This is a genomic window from Rhodococcus sp. USK10 (genome assembly GCF_019378875.1).
GTDB classification, from domain to species: Bacteria; Actinomycetota; Actinomycetes; order Mycobacteriales; family Mycobacteriaceae; genus Rhodococcus_F; species Rhodococcus_F pseudokoreensis.
Genome location: NZ_CP076048.1, coordinates 3995606 through 4013894, shown reverse-complemented (window position 1 = coordinate 4013894; position 18289 = coordinate 3995606). Strand labels below are relative to the sequence as shown.

The window sequence follows — 18289 nt, the reverse complement described above, 5'->3', positions numbered from 1 at the left end:
CGTGGGGAGATCCGATGCGGATTGCCGTCTATGCGTTCGACGACATCACCATGTTCCACCTCGCGGCGCCGCTGATGGTGTTCGGCGAACTGGGCCGCCTCGGTCTGGCCACCGACTGGGAGACCAGGCTGTGGTCCGATCACCCCGGGTCGATCCGAACGGCCGAGGGGTACCCGATCGGTGAAGTGGCGGGCCCGGAGACGGTCGAGTGGGCCGACATCGTCGTGATCCCGTCATGGCCGCTTCCGGTGGTGCCGAGCAGCGAGGCGTTCGGGTCTCGCCTGCGCCGCGCCCACGCGCGGGGCGCCGTCGTCGCGGGACTGTGTCTCGGCGCCTTCGCGGTCGTCGACAGCGGTCTGCTCGACGGACGCCCGGCCGTCACGCACTGGGAGATGATGCCGGCTCTGGCCGAACGCCATCCGGGCACGCAGATGGACACCTCGGTGCTCTACATCGACCACGGCGACGTGCTCACCTCCGCCGGGACCGCGTCGTCGATGGACGCCTGCCTGCACCTGGTGCGCACACACCTCGGGTCCGCGATCGCGACCCGGGTGGCGCGAAGTCTCGTCGTCGCCCCGCACCGGGAGGGCGGGCAAGCCCAGTACATCGAGCGCCCGCTGGCACAGGCGGCGACGGACACGGCCATTGCCGACGTGCAGCAGTGGGCGCTGGCTCACCTCCACGAAAACCTGTCCATCGATCGCCTGGCAAGTGAGGCGAAGATGAGTCGGCGCAGCTTCATTCGGCAGTTCACGCGAACCACCGGGACCACGCCGGCGCGGTGGGTCGCGGAGCAGCGACTCGGTGAAGGGCGCGTCCTCCTCGAGACCACCGACTGGGGTATCGACGACATCGCCTCCGCGTGCGGCTTCGCCAGCACCGTCACCTTCCGGCAGAACTTCGTCGCCGCCTTCGCGACCTCACCCACCGCGTACCGGCGACAGTTCGCGGATCTTCCGAACGGCTGAGATCGGCGCAGGTTCGATGCAGACCCCGCACCTGGTCGCACCCCAACACACTGCCGAAGGGGCGGTGCTCACCCCCTACGATTCTCCGGGTGACCGACTACGACGATCTCGACATGTTCGGTGGCCTCGATGCCGCCACCCTGCCGTCCCGCCAGCAGTTGATTCTGGCGACGATCCGGGACTGGGTGGCCGCACACGGATGCTCGCCGAGCACCCGGCAGATCGGGGACGCGGTCGGCCTGCGGTCGACGTCGTCGGTGTCCAAGCACCTGAAGAGCCTCGAGGAAAAGGGCTTTCTCCGGAGGGGTTCGTCCATGGCTCGGCAATTGGACGTGCGCCCGTTCCTCTCCGAGACCAAGCACGGACGCTCGGCCGACAACAATGTGACGGTGCCGGTGGTCGGCGACATCGCCGCCGGCGCACCGATCCTCGCAGAGGAGCACGCCGACGAGATGCTCACGCTCCCTCGTGAACTCGTCGGCTCCGGCACCGTGTTCGGGCTGCGGGTGCGCGGCGAGTCGATGATCGACGCCGCGATCTGCGACGGCGACGTCGTCGTGGTGCGCCGCCAGGACGAGGCCCATTCCGGCGAGATCGTCGCCGCGATGATCGACGGCGAGGCCACGGTGAAGGTGCTCCGGCGTCGCGACGGTCACATCTTCCTCGAGCCCCGTAACCCTGCCTACACCGTCATCGACGGCGACGCCGCAGTCGTCCTCGGCAAGGTGGTCTCCGTGATGCGGCGGATCTGACACCCTGACCATTCGAAACCTGTTCCGCGAACACGTCGGCCGCGGCACACAGCCGAGCGGACCGAACATGTCACGTGTCGGCAGCCGTCAGAGTGCCCGCTTGAATCCGACGTGGCTGCTGTCGTATCCGAGTCGCGCATAGAACGCCTGCGCCCGCTCGCGGGCGCGGTCGGTGGTGACCTGCACGAGTGTCGCGCCGCGATGCCGGCCGTGGTCGTGCGCCCACTCGAGCATTGCGGTTCCGACGCCATGGGAGCGCTCGGTGGCCGCCACCCGCACCCCCTCGATCTGCAGGCGGGCGGTGCCGCCGCGGGACAACCCGGGGATGATGGTGAGTTGCATGGTGCCGATGATCCGGTCGTCCTCGGCGCGGACCACCGCCAGGTAGTGTGCGGAATCCCGGGCGATCGCGTCGTACGCCTCCTCGTACCGTGCCATCTCGGCCCCCTCGCGGGTGCGGCCGATCTCGTCGTCGGACAGCAGGGCGACCAGCGCCGGCACATCGGCGCGGCCGGCGCGCTGCACCCGATACACGCGGTCGCCGAGTGGGAGCCGCCCACCGACCGATTCACGTGCCCGCGACTGCAAGTGGGCGATGAGTGTGTCCAGCCAGGTGCCGACATGCTGCCGGGCCTCGGGGGTGTCGGGGTAGCGACAGCGCAGGTGCAACCCGGCCTCGTCGAGGATGAACCAGAGCATCACGCCGTCGGTCCGGATCGTCGCGCCGACGTACTGCGCCTCCAGGCCGGTGGCGTCGACGCGGACCGGCAACCGGCGCAGGTCCAGCCACGAGATGGCGAACATCCCGGGGGCCTCGGGCATCCCGCCCCACGGGCGAAGTACGTCCTCCAACGGCCAGGACCCCATCCGTACGGCCTCCTTGACCGCTTCTGCGCTGGCCCGGGGATCGGGGTCGGTCGATTCCAGTACCGAGTTGGTGATGAACCACCCGACGGAGTCGTTCCAGGTGGCGTCGTACCGGCTGTGGACAGGGAACACCGCCCGCAGCGGGGTGCCGGCCAGTTTGCGCGTCACGTCGGTCATCGCGGCCACCACGAGTGCCAGGGTCGAGACGCCGTCGTCGCGGGCCTGCGCCGAGAACGCGGCGCTGTCGTCGACGTCGAGCACGTCGCGCACCTCCACCCGCTCGTGCTGCAGCGTCGCCGCGCCCAGCGACAGCGGGAACCGTGGCATCACGTCACCGCTGGCCGCCAGCACCTCCGCCCAGCGGTGGTGCACCTCGGCGGGTGCCGCCGGGCGGTCCCGCAAGGCGCGGGTGTGCTCGGCGAAGGCGGGTGCGGGCGGCAGCGACGGCGCCCGGCCGTCCTGCACCGCCGCCAACGCGGTGAGCAGGTCGCGTGCGATCACCAACATCGACCACATGTCGACGTGCGAGTGGTCGGCGGCGACCACCACGGTCGGCCCCGCCGCGGTCTCGAGCACGCACAGCCGGTGCGACGGACGACTGTACGGCGGGCAGGCGTGGTCGAGCACGTCACGGAGCGCATCGTTGACGGCCTGTCCGGGGGCGATCGGGTGCTCGACCCAGTCACCGGGGAAGATTTCGACCTCGTGCAGCCGCGGCTCGCCGTCCTCGCCGGGCGAGAAGATCGACCGCAGCGTGCCGTGCCGCGCGACGACCGCCAGCCAGGCGGCCGCGAGCGCGTCGGACGGTACCGGCGCGGAGAGTGTGAAGGACAACGCCATCCAGGATCCGGCTCGGTCGCCGGCACCGACGTGGCGTCGCTGGTCGAAGGACACGGGCAGCGGTCGGCCCAGCCGGCCCACGGTGACGTCGTAGCCCAGCAGTCGGCCGAACGGCAGGCGCAGGTGCGCGACGTTGGTCAGCCGCATGGCGGTATCCTAGGCGCTTCACCAGCGGCCGCGCGGCCGATCTCGCCCGCCGGGCCGCGAGTCCACGGCATGGGCGGGAATTGCGCCCTATACTCCCGCCATGTTGATCATCGGGATGATCCTGTTCGGAGTGCTCGTCGGTGCCGCCGCCCAACTCATCCTGGGTAGGTCCAAGTCCGGAATCGATTGGACGCTGGCATTCGTCGCAGGCATCGGCGGCTCGTTCGCGGGCGGACTGCTCATCAGCCTCCTCGCGGGGGACGGCCTCGACTTGCGCCCCAGCGGCATCATCGGCTCCCTCGCCGGGGCGATCATCGTGACGGCCGTCTGGTTGTGGTGGAAGGCGCGGGCCGCGGCAGGGGCCGACTGACAACCGCGGCGTTCGCCGCTGTCGACGCGGCCGAACCGGCCGGTGGGATGATGGTGCGCGTGCCAATGCCCTCACCGCTGCCCGTCAAGGACGGGATCGGACCGACGCGGCTGCGCGTCCCGGCGTCCGGGCCGTGGGAGACGATCGCCGAGTACGTCGTCGCGCGGTTCGACCATCTGGACGCGGGCGACCTGCACCGGCGATTCGACGCCGGAGAGATCGTGGGCACCGACGGTCGTCGGATCGGTCGCGGCACGGCGCTGGGCGCGCACCGGTTCGTCTGGTACTACCGGGATCTGCCGGTGGAGGACCCGGTGCCGTTTCACCTGGAGATCCTGCACGTCGACGACGACCTCGTCGTGATCGACAAGCCACACTTCCTCCCGACCACTCCGGGCGGGCGATACCTGCGCGAGTCCGCGCTCGTCCGGTTGCGGACTCGCCTCGACAATCCGGACCTGACGCCGATCCATCGACTCGACCGCGCGACCGCCGGCCTGGTGATGTTCTCGGCCCGTCCCGCGACGCGCGGCGCATACCAGTCGCTGTTCGAGAAACGGCGGGTAGTGAAGGTCTACGAGGCGGTGTCGACGCAACCGCCCGGGTGGGACCCGGATGCGCCGGTGCTTGCCGAGCGTGCCGTTCCCGTCGTCTACCGCAACCACATCGCGTCGCGGCGCGGCGAGTTTCGGGTCGTCGTCGACGACTCCCGTGAACCCAACGCCGAGACGGTGGTCGAGGTCTGTGGCGGCGGCGTGAGCTCCTCCGGACGTGCTGTGCTGCACACGATCCTGCGTCCGCACACCGGACGAATGCACCAGTTGCGGGTGCATCTGGCGGCGCTCGGCCTCGGGATTCTGGGCGATCGTCTGTATCCCGACCTGCTGCCCGAGGCGCCGGACGATCATTCCCTCCCGCTCCAATTGCTCGCGCGGGAACTCGAATTCACCGATCCGCTGTCGGGGATGCCGCGGCGGTTCGTCACCCGCCGGACGCTGAGCGAGGCGCCCGCGTAAGGGCGACCTCGCGCAGGTGCAGGCACACCTCGTCGATCGCCTGCTTCGCCTGAGTGAACACACCGATCTCGGTGACGAAGCCGTGGAAGACGCCGGCATACCGGGTCAGCGAGACGGGGACGCCGTCGCGCCGCAGCCGTGCCGCGTATGCTTCGGCGTCGTCCCGGATCGGGTCGACCTCCGCGGTCAGGACCAGGGCAGGAGGAAGGTCGCGTAGCGTTTCGGCGCGCATGGGTGCCGCGAGGTAGTCGTCCGCCCGGTGTCCCGGGCCGACGTAGTGGTCCCAGCACCAGCGCGCGTCCGCGGTACTCAGTAGCGGTGCATCCGCGAATTCCGACCACGACGGCGTCGTGAATGTCCCGTCGACGGCGGGGTAGGCGAGTACCTGAGTCACGGGGAGAGAGCTGCGCTCGTCGCGTCGGTGCAGGCACAGGGCAGCGGCGAGATTGCCGCCTGCGGAGTCGCCCCCGATCGCGATCCGGCCCGGATCGATACCGAGCTCCGGTGCCGTCCGGGTCAGCCACGCGTAGGCGTCGAGGCAGTCTTCCAGTGCTGCCGGGTAGGGGTTCTCGGGAGCCAGCCGGTAGTCCAGGGACACGACCGTCCATCCGGATCCGGCGGCGATCGCGCGACACAGCTCGTCGGCTCCGTCCAGGGTTCCCAGGACGAAACCGCCGCCGTGCAGATAGACGAGGACAGGCCTGTCACCGTCCGCAGCGGCACTGTCTGCGCGGTACAGGCGAGCCCGGATCGCACCTGCGCGGGTCGGCACGGTCAGTTGCTCGACACGCGCGAGTGGCGTGATCGGCTCGGCAGGTGGAGTCGTGTTCAGGAGCGCCCGGGCCTGCTCCGGTCCCAGCTCCCGGATCGGTCTCGGCAGGGCGTTAGCGATCACCCGGGCGGCGGCCTGTGCATCGCCGTCGAGCAGATTCCACCAGGTGGGGGCGTCGTCGTTCATCTCGGAAACCTCGCAAGTCATTGACAACAAGTGATCTGTGCCTCACTATCATAGTCACGTGACCAAGACGCTTGACCACAATGGTCGCATTCCACAGGGATCCGCTGCTGACGGTGTACCGCGCACATGATCTCGTCGAATCGAAAGGACTGAAGGATGACCGAAACGACGATCGGCCACGCGACATGCGAGGCCGACGCGGTCGACATTCGGATCGAGGACGATGCGAGTCCGATCGTCCGGCTGCTCGGCCGCACGATCGCCGACTCCGTCCGCGCGAACCGTGCGGATGCCGTCGTGGCGGGGGTGGAAGGCATTGTCGCGGTCCGCTCCCACGACACCCCGCAGGCTGCGACGATCAGCATCTCGAACGGTGTCGTCGCGGTGTCGAGTGGTGTGTTCATCGAACCCGACGTCACCCTGACCGTCGACCTGAACGCGCGGCTCGCCCCGGTCGGCGAGCCCGCAGGCGAGGGCGACCTCGCCGCAACGTCGCTGGCACTGCTGTCGCCGCCGCTGCCGGACTGGCAGGTCGCCGCGGAGACGTTCTGGGCCGAGGCCCGGTCGGTACCGGGGATCCCTGATGTGCTCGTCGCCGTCGCGGACGGCCCCGACGGATTGGACCAACTGGTCGTCGGCGAGGGCGAGACGCACTACGTGATCGCCGGCCCCCCGGAACTGCTGGCCGGGATTTTCTCGGGCGCCGACGATCTGATCGCCGCCCTGTCCACCGGTGTGATCGGCGTGCGCGGCACGCTCTCTCAGCTGTCGGTGCTCGTCGCCGCATCCTGGAAGGTTCGATACGATGTTTGAAATCACCGCCACCGCAACGGATCGCGACACTGCTGTCCACACGGTCCGGCTCGAGGCCACCAATCACGACGGCTCGTTCCTCGGAAAGAACGTGGCTCCCAAGAAGTTCGCCGCGAGCGCGGGGTCGGGCTTTGCGTTCGCCGATCTCCTGTTCGGCCTCGACCTGGGCAATGACCCCACCTTCGGATTCGCCTACCCCGACTGGCGTGGGCACCTGGCCGACGTCCAGTTCCGGCCCGACATGTCGACTCTGGTGCAGTGGGAGCCCGGCCTGCAGTCCGTGATCGGCGACTACTGGCAGACGGACGGCACCCCGGTCGGGACGTGTCCGCGGAACCTGGCCCGGAAGCTGGTCGACCGACTCGCAACGCGGGGTTTCACGGCCACCGTGGCGGTCGAGGTCGAGGCGACCCTGTTCCAGGAGTCCATTCACGAGGCCCGCGCCAAGGGGTATCGCGATCTGACCCCGCTCGGCGGTTCCGCCGGAACCGCGTACCACCTCGCGAAATCGAAGGACTGGGTCGACTACATGTCGGCGGTCGCCCGTCGCCTCGAAGAGATCGGCATCGAGTGGGAGGCGTGGAGCGACGAGGACGCGGCAGGCCAGGTCGAACTCAACCTGGTTCCCGGTGACCCGATCTCGGTGTGCGATGCCTGGGCTCGCGCCCGGCAGGTGATGCGCGAGGTGGCCTTCGAACTCGGTCACACCGTGACCTTCATGGCCAAGCCGACGGCCGGGTACGGTCAGGCCTCGCACGTCAACCTGTCCCTGCAGCGCGACGGGGTCAACAGTTTCTACTCCGAGGACGGGCCCTCACCGACGATGCGGCACGCGATCGGCGGACTCCTCGCGACCATTCAGGGAGCGACGTCGATCGTGCTCCCACAGATCACCTCGTACCGCCGACTGGTCGACCTGAGCGGCCCGCCGACGACGGTCACGTGGGGCATCAGCAACAAGACCACCGCGGTGCGTGCGGTGTGCGGGCACCCGGCGTACTCCCGCCTCGAGTACCGGGTTCCCGGTGCCGATGCGAACCTGTACCTCGCGGTCGCGGCCATTCTCGCCGGGGTGATCGCCGGCCTCGACGGCGCGATCGAGCCGCCCGAGCCGGTCACCGACATGGCGTGGTGTGCTCCCGATCTCGAGCGGCTGCCGAACACCATCACCAAGGCCGCCGCTGCTCTCGAGGCGGATCCGATTCTGCGCGAACAACTCGGGGACGAGTTCGTCGACTACTGGGTGGGTACTCGCCGGTGGGAGTGGATGCAGTTCCACACCGCGGGTGGCGATCCGTTCGCCGAGCTCTCCGAATGGGAGTCGATGCGCTACTTCGAGTTCCCGTGAGCGCGGAGAACGCGACGCCGGGCACCGTCCGGCCGTTGATCGGCATCACCGGCCGACGGTTCCGGCTGGGGCTGGTCGACGGACTCGACAAGCGTTACGGCCACCTGTTCGCCGATGCCTTCATGTCCGACTTCTCGGACCGGATCGCCAGGGCCGGTGGCATTCCGGTGAACCTGCCCTACGATGCCGACCCGGAGGCACTCTGCCACTGGCTGGCGGGCGTGGTCATCACCGGAGGCCAGGACGTTCATCCTGCGTGCTGGGGTGGCGACGCGTCGGTGGTCCGGGATGTGGATCCGCGGGACGATCCGATGGTCCACGATCCCGGTCGGGACGAGTTCGAGATCGCGCTGGTGCGTGCCGCACTCGCCAAGCGCATTCCGGTGCTCGGGGTGTGCCGCGGCCTGCAGGTCCTCAACATCGCTCTGGGTGGCACGCTGATCGCCGACCTCCCGCCCAGTGCTGTCGAGCACCTGTCGGTGTCGCCCCCGCTCACCGACGGTGCCGACGACCACAAGGTGACGTTCGAGCCCGGTTCGATCGCGGAACGGCTGTTCGGCGCCAGTGCGGTGACCAACTCGTGGCACCACCAGGCGGTCGGCCGCTGCGGTACCGGCCTCGTGGTCACTGGTCGCGCGGCTGACGGCGTCGTCGAAGCAGTCGAGTTGCCTGGGGCCGCGGTGCTCGGTGTCCAGTGGCATCCCGAGTGGATGGAACGCGACGATCCGGCGCTGAGCTGGATCGTCGCCGAAGGCAACCAGCGGATCTGACCACAAGACTGTCGGCCGTCACCGAAAGTGGCGGCCGACATTTGTCTTTCGTGTCAGCCCGGCATCAGTCCACGCTCACCCAGGACGCGAGCGAGCGCAGGGTTACCGCGGGAGGGACCGTCGAAACTCGGCGCGCCGGCACGCAAGCAGCGCCGAGGTTGGTGGCCATCCATGCGTCGAGCACGCCGAGGACGTGCTCGATCTGCAGCTCAGCCGCTGTGCGGTCGGTGAATACCAGCCAGTTGAGCGCGAATCCGTCGGACAACGTGGACACCAGGTAGATCAGTTCGTCGATCGTTTCCGGGCCGACCGACTGGCCCGCAGCGGTCGCGGCGGCGCCGAGGATCGCTCGCATGGTCGCGAATGCCTCGTGGTACACCATCTCGGCCTGCCGGCTCTCCTGACGCTGGCCCCAGCTGATCAGCTCGACGATCGCCGCGCCGAAGTCCGGACTCGCCAGGTACCACTCCATCCCACCACGCAACAGGGCGCGCGCCGTGGCCGCCACGTCGCCGTGGACGTCGTTGCGTGTCAACACCTCTCGGTACTGCGCGGTGACGTACTCGAAGACCGCCGCGAACAGCACTTCCTTGGAGGAGAAGCAGTAGTGCAGCGTGGCGAGTGGAGCGTTCGCCTCTTCCGCGATGCGGCGAGTGGTGGCGCCGTCCACCCCGTGGGCGGCAATCACGCGCACGGCCGCGGCCACCAGTTCGGCGCGACGTTCGGCGGCGGGAATGCGAGCCATGCGATCTCCTGTCGAGACAGAACTGATCGGATGATCATGTCGAGTCTCACGTTAGCAGCCGGATGAGTGGGGGACGGCCCTATCGCCGAGAAAAGCCGTCCCCAACTGCAGGTAAACCGCCGAAATCTCTGAGTCAAACATCTTGATCATATGACTGACTTGGCTTACGGTATGAGCCGGATCACATCGCCGGCTCCGGCGCCCCTCCAATGCGACCAGCCCAATTTCGAAGGAACAGACCCCTCATGACGACGAACGAACTCACACGTCTGACTCCCGACGTCACCACAGAAGCCGCGGTCGAGGTGATCATGCGAGACGGCGGCGTGATCGTCGAAGGACTCTTCGACGAGGCCACCATCGAGGGACTCGAGACCGACTTGGGCCCCGTGCTCGACCGGGTCGACACCGGCCACGACGAGCTGTTCGCCGGCAACAGAACCAAGCGCGCAAGCGGCTTGTTCGCGCGGACCGAGCACATGGCAACGGTTGCGCTGAACCCGTTGTACCGAGATGTCGCCGGGCGCATTCTCAACAAGCCGATCAACGTCTTCTTCGGTGAAGAGTCGATGCCGAACCCGGCAGGCATGCACGTAGGCGCGACGATGGCCATCAAGATCGGCCCAGGACAGGGTTCGCAGCCGCTTCATCGTGACGACTCGGTCTGGTTGTGGCGGCACCCCACGTATCAGCGCGAAGCGCGGGTGCAGATCATGGTGGCGGTCAGCGACTTCACTGCCGAGAACGGCGGCACCCTGGTGATCCCGGGCTCGCACCTGTGGGACGACGAGCGCGCACCGCGCCTCGAAGAGGCGATCCCGACGGAGATGAAGGCCGGGTCGGCGCTGATCTGGATCGGCTCCACCTATCACGGTGGTGGCCAGAACACCACGTCGGACGAGTACCGCTTCGGCCTGTCGATGGGCTACGACCTCGCATTCCTGCGCCCGGAGGAGAACCCCTTCCTCACCTACACCCTCGACCAGATTCGGTCGTTCCCGGAGGAGATCCAGCGAGCACTCGACTGGTCCTCCGAACACTACGTCGGCTGGGTCGAGGTCGGGGGCCAGATGTCCGACCCCATGGACCTGCTCGGTTGTGAGGAATACACCGCAATCGGTGCCGCGCTACCCGCCCACGTCTGATCACGAATCGGAGAAACCTATGACAGAGATCCACCAGCAAGCCGGACTCGCCGGTGAGGCGCCTGCTCGCCGTGCGCCGAACAAGGGAGTGCTCATCGGAGTCGGCACGCTGCTGATCGTCCTGACCAACGCCGTCATCTTCATCCTGCCGCCGCTGCTGCCGATCATCCAGGCGCAGTACGGCCTTGCCACAGTGGCCGAGACGACGTGGCTGTACACGGCGCTGACCCTCGGCGGGGGAGCCGGCTTCATCCTGCTGCCGCGGCTCGCCGATCTGTACGGCGACCGAAACGCCTCCGTGGCGGCGTCCGCATTCCTCGCGGTCGGCGCGCTCATACCGGCTGTCGGCGACTCCTATCCGACCCTCCTCGTCGGCTGCATTCTCATGGGCTTCGGTGGTGCGGCGCAGTTGCTTCCGCTCGGTTTCCTGCGTCGCAACCTCGGCGAGGACGGCATCACGGTGGGTGTCGCGGTTCTCGTCGTCGCCACCGGTGTCGGCATCGTCGTGGGCATGATCGGCGGCGGCTTCATCGTCGAGAGCCTGTCGCTGCGAGGCTTCTTCGTCATCCTGACCGCAGTGTGCGCGGCCACGACCATTGCGTGCCATGTCACGATCCCCCACACCCCGCCCGCCGAGCGTAACGGCCGCATCGCAGTTCTCGGCACGGTGTGGATGATCGCGTGGGTCGCGGCGATCCTGCTGACTCTGACGCAAGGCCTCGTGTGGGGCGTCGCGGCACTTATTCCGTTGGTGGCCGGCATCATCGGTGGCATCGCCTGGGTGCGCGTCGAGCGCCGGTCGACCGCGGCGGTGTTCGACGTCGCAATGATGAAGACGCCTCTGGTCACCGCGTCGTGCTTGTGCATCGCGTTGTTCGCAGCGGTGAACTCGGCCTTTCTGCTGCTGCTCAGCACGTACGCCCAGATCACTCCCGAGGATCTTCGGCCGGAAGACTCCTACGGCCTCGGGCTCAGCGCGCTGCAGACGGGCTGGCTCATGGCACCCTTCGCGGCGGCGTTCCTGATCCGCGGAACCGTGCTCGACCGCGCCTTGCTGAACGGCCGTGGTGTTCCCGTCTTCGTCATCGGAGCGCTCACCAGCGCATCGGGGCTGGCCTGGCTCGCCCTGGCGCACGACCAGCAGTGGCAATACGTTGTGGGCGCTGCCGTCATGGGTCTCGGGACCCGAATCGGCTACGCAGCGGGCTTCACGATGGTGCAGATGGCAGTGCCCGAAGAGAAGGCCGGGATGGCGGCCGGTGTCGCCGGCACGTTCATGGCCGTGGGTTTCGCCTTCGGCACGGCACTCATCAGCGGTGACCTCAGTGCTTCCCTGGTTCCGGTGGTCGGTACCGGCCTCGAGGTCGCGGCCAAGGGCCTCTATGGCACCGGCTACTGGCTGTCGGGGGTCCTCGCCCTGCTCATCGTGGTGACCGTACTGGTCTCGCGCGCTCGGTCCGGTCGATGCGTCGAAAGTGCCGTGTCCTGAAACAGGGTGCGTCAGTCCACGCTCACCCAGGACACCAGTGAACGCAAGGCGTCTTCGGGTGACGCCTTCGCGGCCGGAGCCACCGGCCTGGGCACGTCGCCGAGGTTGGCGGCCATCCACGCGTCGAGCACTCCGAGGACGAGTTCGATCTGCGACTCGGCGGCTGCACGGTCGGTGAATACCAGCCAGTTGAGCGCGAATCCGTCGGACAACGTGGACACGATGTAGGTCAGTTCGTCGATCGTTTTCGGGTCGACCGACTGGCCTGCATCGGTCGCGGCGGCCTCGAGGATCGCCTGCATGGTCGCGAATGCCTCGTTGTACACGATCTCGGCCTGCTTGCCCTCCTGGCGCTGGGCCCAGCTGATCAGCTCGACGATCGCCGCGCCGAAGTCCGGATTCGCCAGGTACCACTCCATCACGCCACGCAACAGGGCGCGCGCGGTGGTCTCGACGTCGCTTTGGACGTCGTTGCGCGCCAACACCTCTCGGTACTGCGCGGTGACGTGTTCGAACACCGCCGCGAACAGCACCTCTTTCGTGGCAAAGCAGTAGTGCAGCGTGGCCAGCGGAGCGTTTGCGTCCTGCGCGATGCGGCGTGTGGTCGCGCCGTCCACCCCGTGGGCGGCGATCATGCGCACGGCCGCGGCCACCAGTTCGGTGCGACGTTCGGCGGCGGGAATGCGGGCCATGCGTTTCTCCTGTCGAATCGGACCTGAACGGATGATCAAGTCAGTTCACCACGCTACAGCAGGAAGGGTAAACGGGCCGTCGCATCGTCGAGAACAGGCCCTTCGGACCCACGGTTCGCACCCCTTCATAGTCATATGCCTTGATCAATTGACCATGTTCTTCTAGGCTATGACTGAGCCCACAGTCCGGCGCCATCGGCGACCGGAGGGCACGAGCCACGAGCTCACCGCGAATGCGCCGTCACGACCTGAGATCGCGAGCCGCACCCGCTTCAACGCCGCACTGCACCCGACATAGAGGATGACCATGACCGGAGTCCAATCGGTTCACCAGGAACGCGCGATCGCGCTCGATCGCATGGCTGTGGACCCGCCGATCGACACCCTCATCGGCCTGCTCGCGAACCGGGCCGCGACCTCGCCCGACCGCGAGTTCCTCCGGTTCACGGAAGGATCGTGGACCTTCGGCGAGATCGAGAACTGGACCTCGCACTTGGCGCGGCGACTTGTCTCCGAGGACGGGGTCCGGGAAGGCGACCGGGTCGCGATCATGCTGCCCAACGTCGTGCAGTGGCCGATCGCCTGGCTCGCGATCCTGAAGGCCGGCGGCGTCGCGGTGCCGGTGAACTCGTCGTATCAGAGCGCAGACCTCGAATTCGTGCTGCGGGACTCCGGCGCCCGGGTGATGGTCACCGACGCCGAACACACCCCGCTCGTCGAACAGGTACGCGCCGCGAACGCCGATCTGGCCGACGTCCGCATCGTCGACGCCGCCTCGTGCGACAACCTCGCGCTGTACCCGGCGGACCGGCCGGGGGTCGCCATCTCCGGCGCGACGCTCGCCAACCTCCAATACACCTCGGGGACAACAGGGTTCCCGAAGGCGTGCATGCTGACCCACGACTACTGGGTCCGGCTGGGGTGGATCTGCGCGAGCGCGGCGGGCCTCGGGGCCGACGACGTGGCGCTCACCTCGCAGCCGTTCTCGTACATGGACCCGCAGTGGAACACCTCGCTGTGCCTCACGATCGGCGCGCCGCTGGTGGTACTGCCCCGATTCTCCGCCTCGGGTTTCATGGCGGACGTCCGCCGGCACCGGGCCACATTCTGCTACGTGCTCGGCTCGATGCCCACGCTACTGTTCAAGCAGGCGCCCAGCCCGCAGGACCGCGACAACGACCTACGCCTCGTGCTGTGCTCGGCCATCCCCGCCTCGCTGCACGCCGAGCTCGAACAGCGTTGGGGCGCACCGTGGCGGGAGATCTTCGGCATGACCGAGAGTGGGGTCGACCTGGCCAGCCTTCCCGAGAGCATCACCGACGTCGGCAGCGGACGGCTGGGGCGGCCGGTTCCCACCAAGCAGGTCCGGGTGGTCGATCCGCACGGCCGGGACGTCGCCGAGGGAGAATCCGGCGAGCTCATCACCTCGGGCACACCGATGATGCTCGGCTACTGGAACCGCCCCGAAGACACCGCACAGGTCCTGCGCGACGGCTGGCTCCACACCGGCGATGTCGCGGTCCACGGAGCGGGCGGCTACCGCCTGGTGGGCCGGATCAAGGACATGGTCCGCCGCGGCGGGGAGAACATCGCGAGCGCCGAGGTCGAGCGCGTCCTCGAGCGCGACGACGCTGTGGTCGCGGCGGCGGTGGTCGGCGTCCCGGACGAGCTGTTCGGCGAGGAGGTCAAGGCCTTCGTGCAGCTCACCCCCGGCGTCGAGGAATGCCGCGCGGCCGCGGAGCGAATCGTCGATGCCGCACGAAACCAGCTGGCACGATTCAAGGTTCCACGCTACATCGAGTTCGTCGCCGATTTCCCCCGCACCCCGTCCGAGCGGGTGTCGAAGCCGGCGCTGAAGGCGCGCGCCGCCGAACATCCCGGCATCACCCACGACCTGCAGCCGCCGCGCACCGCCGGCACCGGCAACTGAGGAGCCAGACATGACCGACAACTACCTCGACGTGCACATCGACCACGACGTCGCCGTGCTCACGCTGAACCGCCCCGCGAAGCTGAACGTGATGGACGTGGGCACGCGGGTGAGGCTCGCGCAGACGATCCGCCGGTTCGGGACGGGGGACGTCGTCCGCGGAATCGTGCTCACGGGCACCGGGCGGGCCTTCTCCGCCGGTGAGGACCTGCAGACCGTGCCGACCAGTTACGACGAGATTCGCGAGGCCTTCGCGACCTTCCACGACATCACCCGGGCGATTCTCGAGACGGAGGTCCCCGTGATCGCTGCCGTGAACGGAATCGCGGTCGGCGGCGCCTCGGAGATCACGCTGTGCTGCGACTCGCGGATCGGCACCCCCGCCGCCGAGTACTACCAGCCGGAGAACCACCGCGGGATCATCATCTCGAACGCCTCGAGCCTCCTCCTGGGCAGGCTGGTCCGGAACCACGCGATGCGAATCATTCTGGGCTCCAACCGGATCGGCGCGGACGAGGCCCTGCGGATCGGGCTGCTCGACGAGATCGTCGCCTCGCAGACACTGGTGGACCGCGCGGTCGAGGTGATCCGGCAGTGGAACTCCGACCCCCGTACCACCGCACTGCACCTGGGTCTGCTGCGGCCGCGGCCCGACGACGTCGAGGCCGCGTTCGCCCGCGAGGACGACGCCGCCCGCCAGTCGTGGGAGTCCGGCGCCTTCACCGCGGGCATCGAGGGCTTCTGGGCATCGAAGAACGCGGCGCCGACGGCGCCCATGACGAGCAATTGAGATCGGAGACAAAGGTGATCACCACCGAAGCTGCACTTCTCACCGCGGTGAACGAGCCGCTGGAATTCACCGAGATCCAGGTCGACGACCCGGAGCCCAACGAGGTCCGCGTCGCGGTCTCCAACGTGGGCCTGTGTCACAGCGACCTGCACTACATGACCGGCACCGTGCACGCCGACCTGCCGGTGGTGGTCGGGCACGAGGTGGCGGGCATCGTCGAGTCGGTCGGCTCCGCGGTGACCTCGCTGCGTGCGGGCGACCGTGTCGTCGGCGCCCTCACGCCCTCGTGCGGGTTGTGCCGCAACTGCCAGGCCGGGCACTCGACGCAGTGCCAGCGCGCCCCGCAGATCCGGCAGCGGCCCCGTCCCGCGTTCCAGCTGCCGGGAGGCCGGGTCGTGGAGCGGCTCGGCGACATCGGCGCGTTTTCCCGTCACACCCTGATGCGAGAGAACTCGCTGGTGAAGGTGCCCGACGAGGTGGGGCTGCACGTCGGGTGCCTCCTCTCGTGCTGCATCATCACCGGCGTCGGTGCCGTCTTCCGCGGCGCGCAGGTACGCCCCGGCGCCACCGTCGCCGTGATCGGCTGCGGCGGAGTCGGGTCGGCCATCATCCAGGGCGCGCGGCTCGCCGGTGCCTCGGCGATCGTCGCCGTGGATCTCGACGAAGCCCGGCTCGCGGCGGCGCGAACGTACGGTGCCACGCACGTCGTGAACGGCGCAGCCGACGTCCCCACCGAGATCCGGAAAATGCTCGGCGACGGGGTGGACTACTCGTTCGAGGCCGTCGGCTCCGCGCGTACCGCGGCCACCGCGCTGTCGGTGCTGCGTGCCAGGGGTACCGCGTGTTTGGTGGGTATCGCACCGGACGGCACCGATCTCACCGTTCCCGCGTCGGATTTCTTCTTCGGCGAGAAGCGGCTCATCGGCTCGTACATGGGCTCGGGCCAGGCGCACGAGGACATCACCCAATTCGCGCGTCTGTACCTCCAGGGCAGCCTGCTGCTCGACGAGATGGTCAGCGACGTGATTCCGTTCCACGAGATCGACAAGGGCTTCGAGGCGATGAAGTCGGGCGAGGTGACCCGCATCGTCGCCGACCTCACCGTGTGATCACACCAACCCCATCCACATCGACGCACCGAAGGAAGACACGGATGTCGAACCCTCAACTGCCCCAGCCGATCAACTACATCGCCGACGAGTGGTCCGAGTGCCGGACGATCCCGGACGCGTGGAATCTCGATCCCAACACGGGCCAACCGGTCCACCGCGCCGTCACCACCGGACCGGACGACGTGGAGCGCGCACTGCGGCACGCCGAGCGGTCGTACGGCTTCGAACGCTGGGACGACGCGGCGAGCGAGGAACGCGCGGCGGTCATCGAGCGTGCGGCCGACATCGTCGAGGCGCGGATCGAGGACATCGCCCGCACCGATGCCCTCACCAGCGGCGTCCCGATCGCGAAGGGCCGGATGGTCGCGCAGTTCCTTCCGCACCGGATCCGCTCGTCCGCTGCCGAGCTGCGCGCCATCCCGCGTCGGACGGCCCTGGACGCCGGTGGCCGCGACGTGCGGCTGTACAAGGTCCCGTGGGGCCCCGCCGCCATCCTCACCCCGTGGAACGGCCCGAGTTTCATCCCCGCCGCGAAGATGGTGAGCGCCCTCGCCGCCGGTTGCCCCGTCATCCTCAAACCGTCCGAGCATGCGCCGAGCAGCGCCCAGATCATCGTCGAATGCTTCGTCAAGGCGGGGCTGCCCGACGGTGCGCTGCAGCTCGTCCACGGCGCGGGCGACGTGGGCGCGGCGCTCACGGGCGATCACCGCGTGAAGATCGTCTCGTTCACCGGCGGCCCGAACGCCGGCCGCGCGATCGCCCGCGCGGCCGCCGAGGACTTCAAGGTGCTCCAGCTCGAGCTCGGCGGCAACAACCCGGCCCTCGTGCTGGACGACGCCGACATCGACGTCGCCGCCGACGGGATCCTCGACGGGATGACCAAGCTCAACGGTCAGTGGTGTGAAGGCCCAGGAAAGGTACTGGCGCACAAGAGCCTCGTCGAGCCGCTCCTGGCCGCGCTGCTCGATCGCATCTCCCGCATCGAGATCGGGCACTCGCTCGACGAGAACACCCAGCTCGGCCCGATCTCGAACGCCCCGCACTTCGCCACGCTGCAGAGCCGCATCGACGGGCTGCGGGCCCACGGCGCGACGATCCATCAGCCCGCCCAGCTGCCCGCACTCGACGGGTTCTTCCTTTCCCCCACAGTGGCTTCGGGAGTCGACGCGTCGGTGGCGACCGCCGAGCTGTTCGGACCGCTCGTCAGCCTGCACACCGTGGAGTCCGACGAGGACGCACTGCGCGTCGCCAACGCCAACCCGTCAGGTCTGGACGCGTACGTGTTCGGTGGCGACCTGGACCGCGCCATCGACGTCGGATCCCGGGTGCTGTCGGGTGAGGTGCGCGTGAACGGTGCCAAGGTCGCCGATCTCGCCGACGGATCGGCACAAAGCTTTTGGGGCACAGCCGGAATCGGCGGTCACGCCCCCGGCGAGTCCGTCCGCGTGTTCTGCGGCGACCGCGTGGTCGGCGTGGATTCACCCGACCTCCCTCTGTAGCGATCGGGACTTTCGCGTCACCCCTTGCCTGTGAC

General features: G+C 68.5%; 17 protein-coding genes. 13 read left to right on the top strand and 4 right to left on the bottom strand.

The features are described 5' to 3' along the window. Positions 1–14: 14 nt before the first annotated feature. Positions 15–971, top strand: a complete 957-nt coding sequence (locus tag I1A62_RS25445; RefSeq protein ID WP_124395983.1) for a GlxA family transcriptional regulator — start codon at positions 15–17, stop codon at positions 969–971. Positions 972–1060: 89 nt separating this feature from the next. Continuing rightward, complete coding sequence (gene lexA / locus I1A62_RS25440; RefSeq protein WP_124395984.1) at positions 1061–1723, top strand: transcriptional repressor LexA; 663 nt, start codon at positions 1061–1063, stop codon at positions 1721–1723. Between the two features lie 87 nt (positions 1724–1810). Here the strand turns inward: lexA and I1A62_RS25435 are convergent, their stop codons facing one another. Beyond that, the gene (locus tag I1A62_RS25435; protein WP_219460822.1) at positions 1811–3577 is read right to left on the bottom strand and encodes a GNAT family N-acetyltransferase; all 1767 of its coding nucleotides are present in this window, start codon (positions 3575–3577) and stop codon (positions 1811–1813) included. Positions 3578–3677: 100 nt separating this feature from the next. Here I1A62_RS25435 and I1A62_RS25430 point away from each other — a divergent pair, with 100 nt between their 5' ends. Both I1A62_RS25430 and I1A62_RS25425 read left to right on the top strand, forming a co-directional pair. After that, a complete protein-coding gene (locus I1A62_RS25430; protein WP_124395986.1) occupies positions 3678–3947 on the top strand; it encodes a GlsB/YeaQ/YmgE family stress response membrane protein in 270 nt (89 codons plus the stop codon). Positions 3948–3994: 47 nt separating this feature from the next. Beyond that, positions 3995–4963 carry a pseudouridine synthase gene (locus I1A62_RS25425; RefSeq protein WP_124396006.1) on the top strand — a complete coding sequence of 323 codons (969 nt, stop codon included), beginning with the start codon at positions 3995–3997 and terminating at the stop codon, positions 4961–4963. Here the strand turns inward: I1A62_RS25425 and I1A62_RS25420 are convergent. Then, a complete protein-coding gene (locus I1A62_RS25420) occupies positions 4929–5921 on the bottom strand; it encodes an alpha/beta hydrolase (protein WP_219460821.1) in 993 nt (330 codons plus the stop codon). The genes I1A62_RS25425 and I1A62_RS25420 overlap by 35 nt on opposite strands. A gap of 156 nt (positions 5922–6077) precedes the next feature. Between I1A62_RS25420 and I1A62_RS25415 the strand changes: the two genes are divergently transcribed. From I1A62_RS25415 to I1A62_RS25405, 3 genes are read left to right on the top strand one after another with little or no spacing between them, the layout of a single operon-like run. Continuing rightward, positions 6078–6734 (top strand): hypothetical protein, encoded by a 657-nt coding sequence (locus I1A62_RS25415; RefSeq protein ID WP_219460819.1) that lies wholly within the window; start codon positions 6078–6080, stop codon positions 6732–6734. After that, positions 6727–8082, top strand: a complete 1356-nt coding sequence (locus I1A62_RS25410; protein WP_219460817.1) for a glutamine synthetase family protein — start codon at positions 6727–6729, stop codon at positions 8080–8082. The genes I1A62_RS25415 and I1A62_RS25410 overlap by 8 nt, the downstream gene beginning before the upstream one ends. Then, a complete protein-coding gene (locus I1A62_RS25405; RefSeq protein WP_219460815.1) occupies positions 8079–8852 on the top strand; it encodes a gamma-glutamyl-gamma-aminobutyrate hydrolase family protein in 774 nt (257 codons plus the stop codon). Before I1A62_RS25410 ends, I1A62_RS25405 begins: the two co-directional genes overlap by 4 nt. A 64-nt stretch (positions 8853–8916) precedes the next feature. Here the strand turns inward: I1A62_RS25405 and I1A62_RS25400 are convergent, their stop codons facing one another. Beyond that, positions 8917–9597 carry a TetR/AcrR family transcriptional regulator gene (locus I1A62_RS25400; protein WP_219460812.1) on the bottom strand — a complete coding sequence of 227 codons (681 nt, stop codon included), beginning with the start codon at positions 9595–9597 and terminating at the stop codon, positions 8917–8919. A gap of 245 nt (positions 9598–9842) precedes the next feature. Between I1A62_RS25400 and I1A62_RS25395 the strand changes: the two genes are divergently transcribed. Then, the gene (locus I1A62_RS25395; RefSeq protein WP_219460809.1) at positions 9843–10742 is read left to right on the top strand and encodes a phytanoyl-CoA dioxygenase family protein; all 900 of its coding nucleotides are present in this window, start codon (positions 9843–9845) and stop codon (positions 10740–10742) included. Positions 10743–10761: 19 nt separating this feature from the next. Then, positions 10762–12231: an MFS transporter gene (locus I1A62_RS25390; protein WP_219460806.1), complete on the top strand. Its 1470-nt coding sequence runs from the start codon at positions 10762–10764 to the stop codon at positions 12229–12231. Positions 12232–12242: 11 nt separating this feature from the next. Here I1A62_RS25390 and I1A62_RS25385 read toward each other — a convergent pair whose 3' ends face one another. Continuing rightward, positions 12243–12923 (bottom strand): TetR/AcrR family transcriptional regulator, encoded by a 681-nt coding sequence (locus I1A62_RS25385; protein WP_219460804.1) that lies wholly within the window; start codon positions 12921–12923, stop codon positions 12243–12245. Positions 12924–13230: 307 nt separating this feature from the next. On the opposite strand from I1A62_RS25385, the gene I1A62_RS25380 reads away from it, so the two are divergent. The 4 genes from I1A62_RS25380 to I1A62_RS25365 are packed head-to-tail and all read left to right on the top strand — an operon-like array spanning position 13231 to position 18254. Further along, complete coding sequence (locus I1A62_RS25380; RefSeq protein ID WP_257890921.1) at positions 13231–14853, top strand: class I adenylate-forming enzyme family protein; 1623 nt, start codon at positions 13231–13233, stop codon at positions 14851–14853. A 10-nt stretch (positions 14854–14863) separates the two neighbouring features. After that, positions 14864–15643, top strand: coding sequence for an enoyl-CoA hydratase/isomerase family protein (locus I1A62_RS25375; RefSeq protein WP_219460798.1), 780 nt, complete (start codon positions 14864–14866; stop codon positions 15641–15643). 14 nt (positions 15644–15657) lie between these two features. After that, positions 15658–16752, top strand: coding sequence for a Zn-dependent alcohol dehydrogenase (locus I1A62_RS25370; RefSeq protein ID WP_124395995.1), 1095 nt, complete (start codon positions 15658–15660; stop codon positions 16750–16752). 44 nt (positions 16753–16796) lie between these two features. Next, positions 16797–18254 (top strand): aldehyde dehydrogenase, encoded by a 1458-nt coding sequence (locus tag I1A62_RS25365; RefSeq protein ID WP_124395996.1) that lies wholly within the window; start codon positions 16797–16799, stop codon positions 18252–18254. Positions 18255–18289 lie beyond the last annotated feature (35 nt).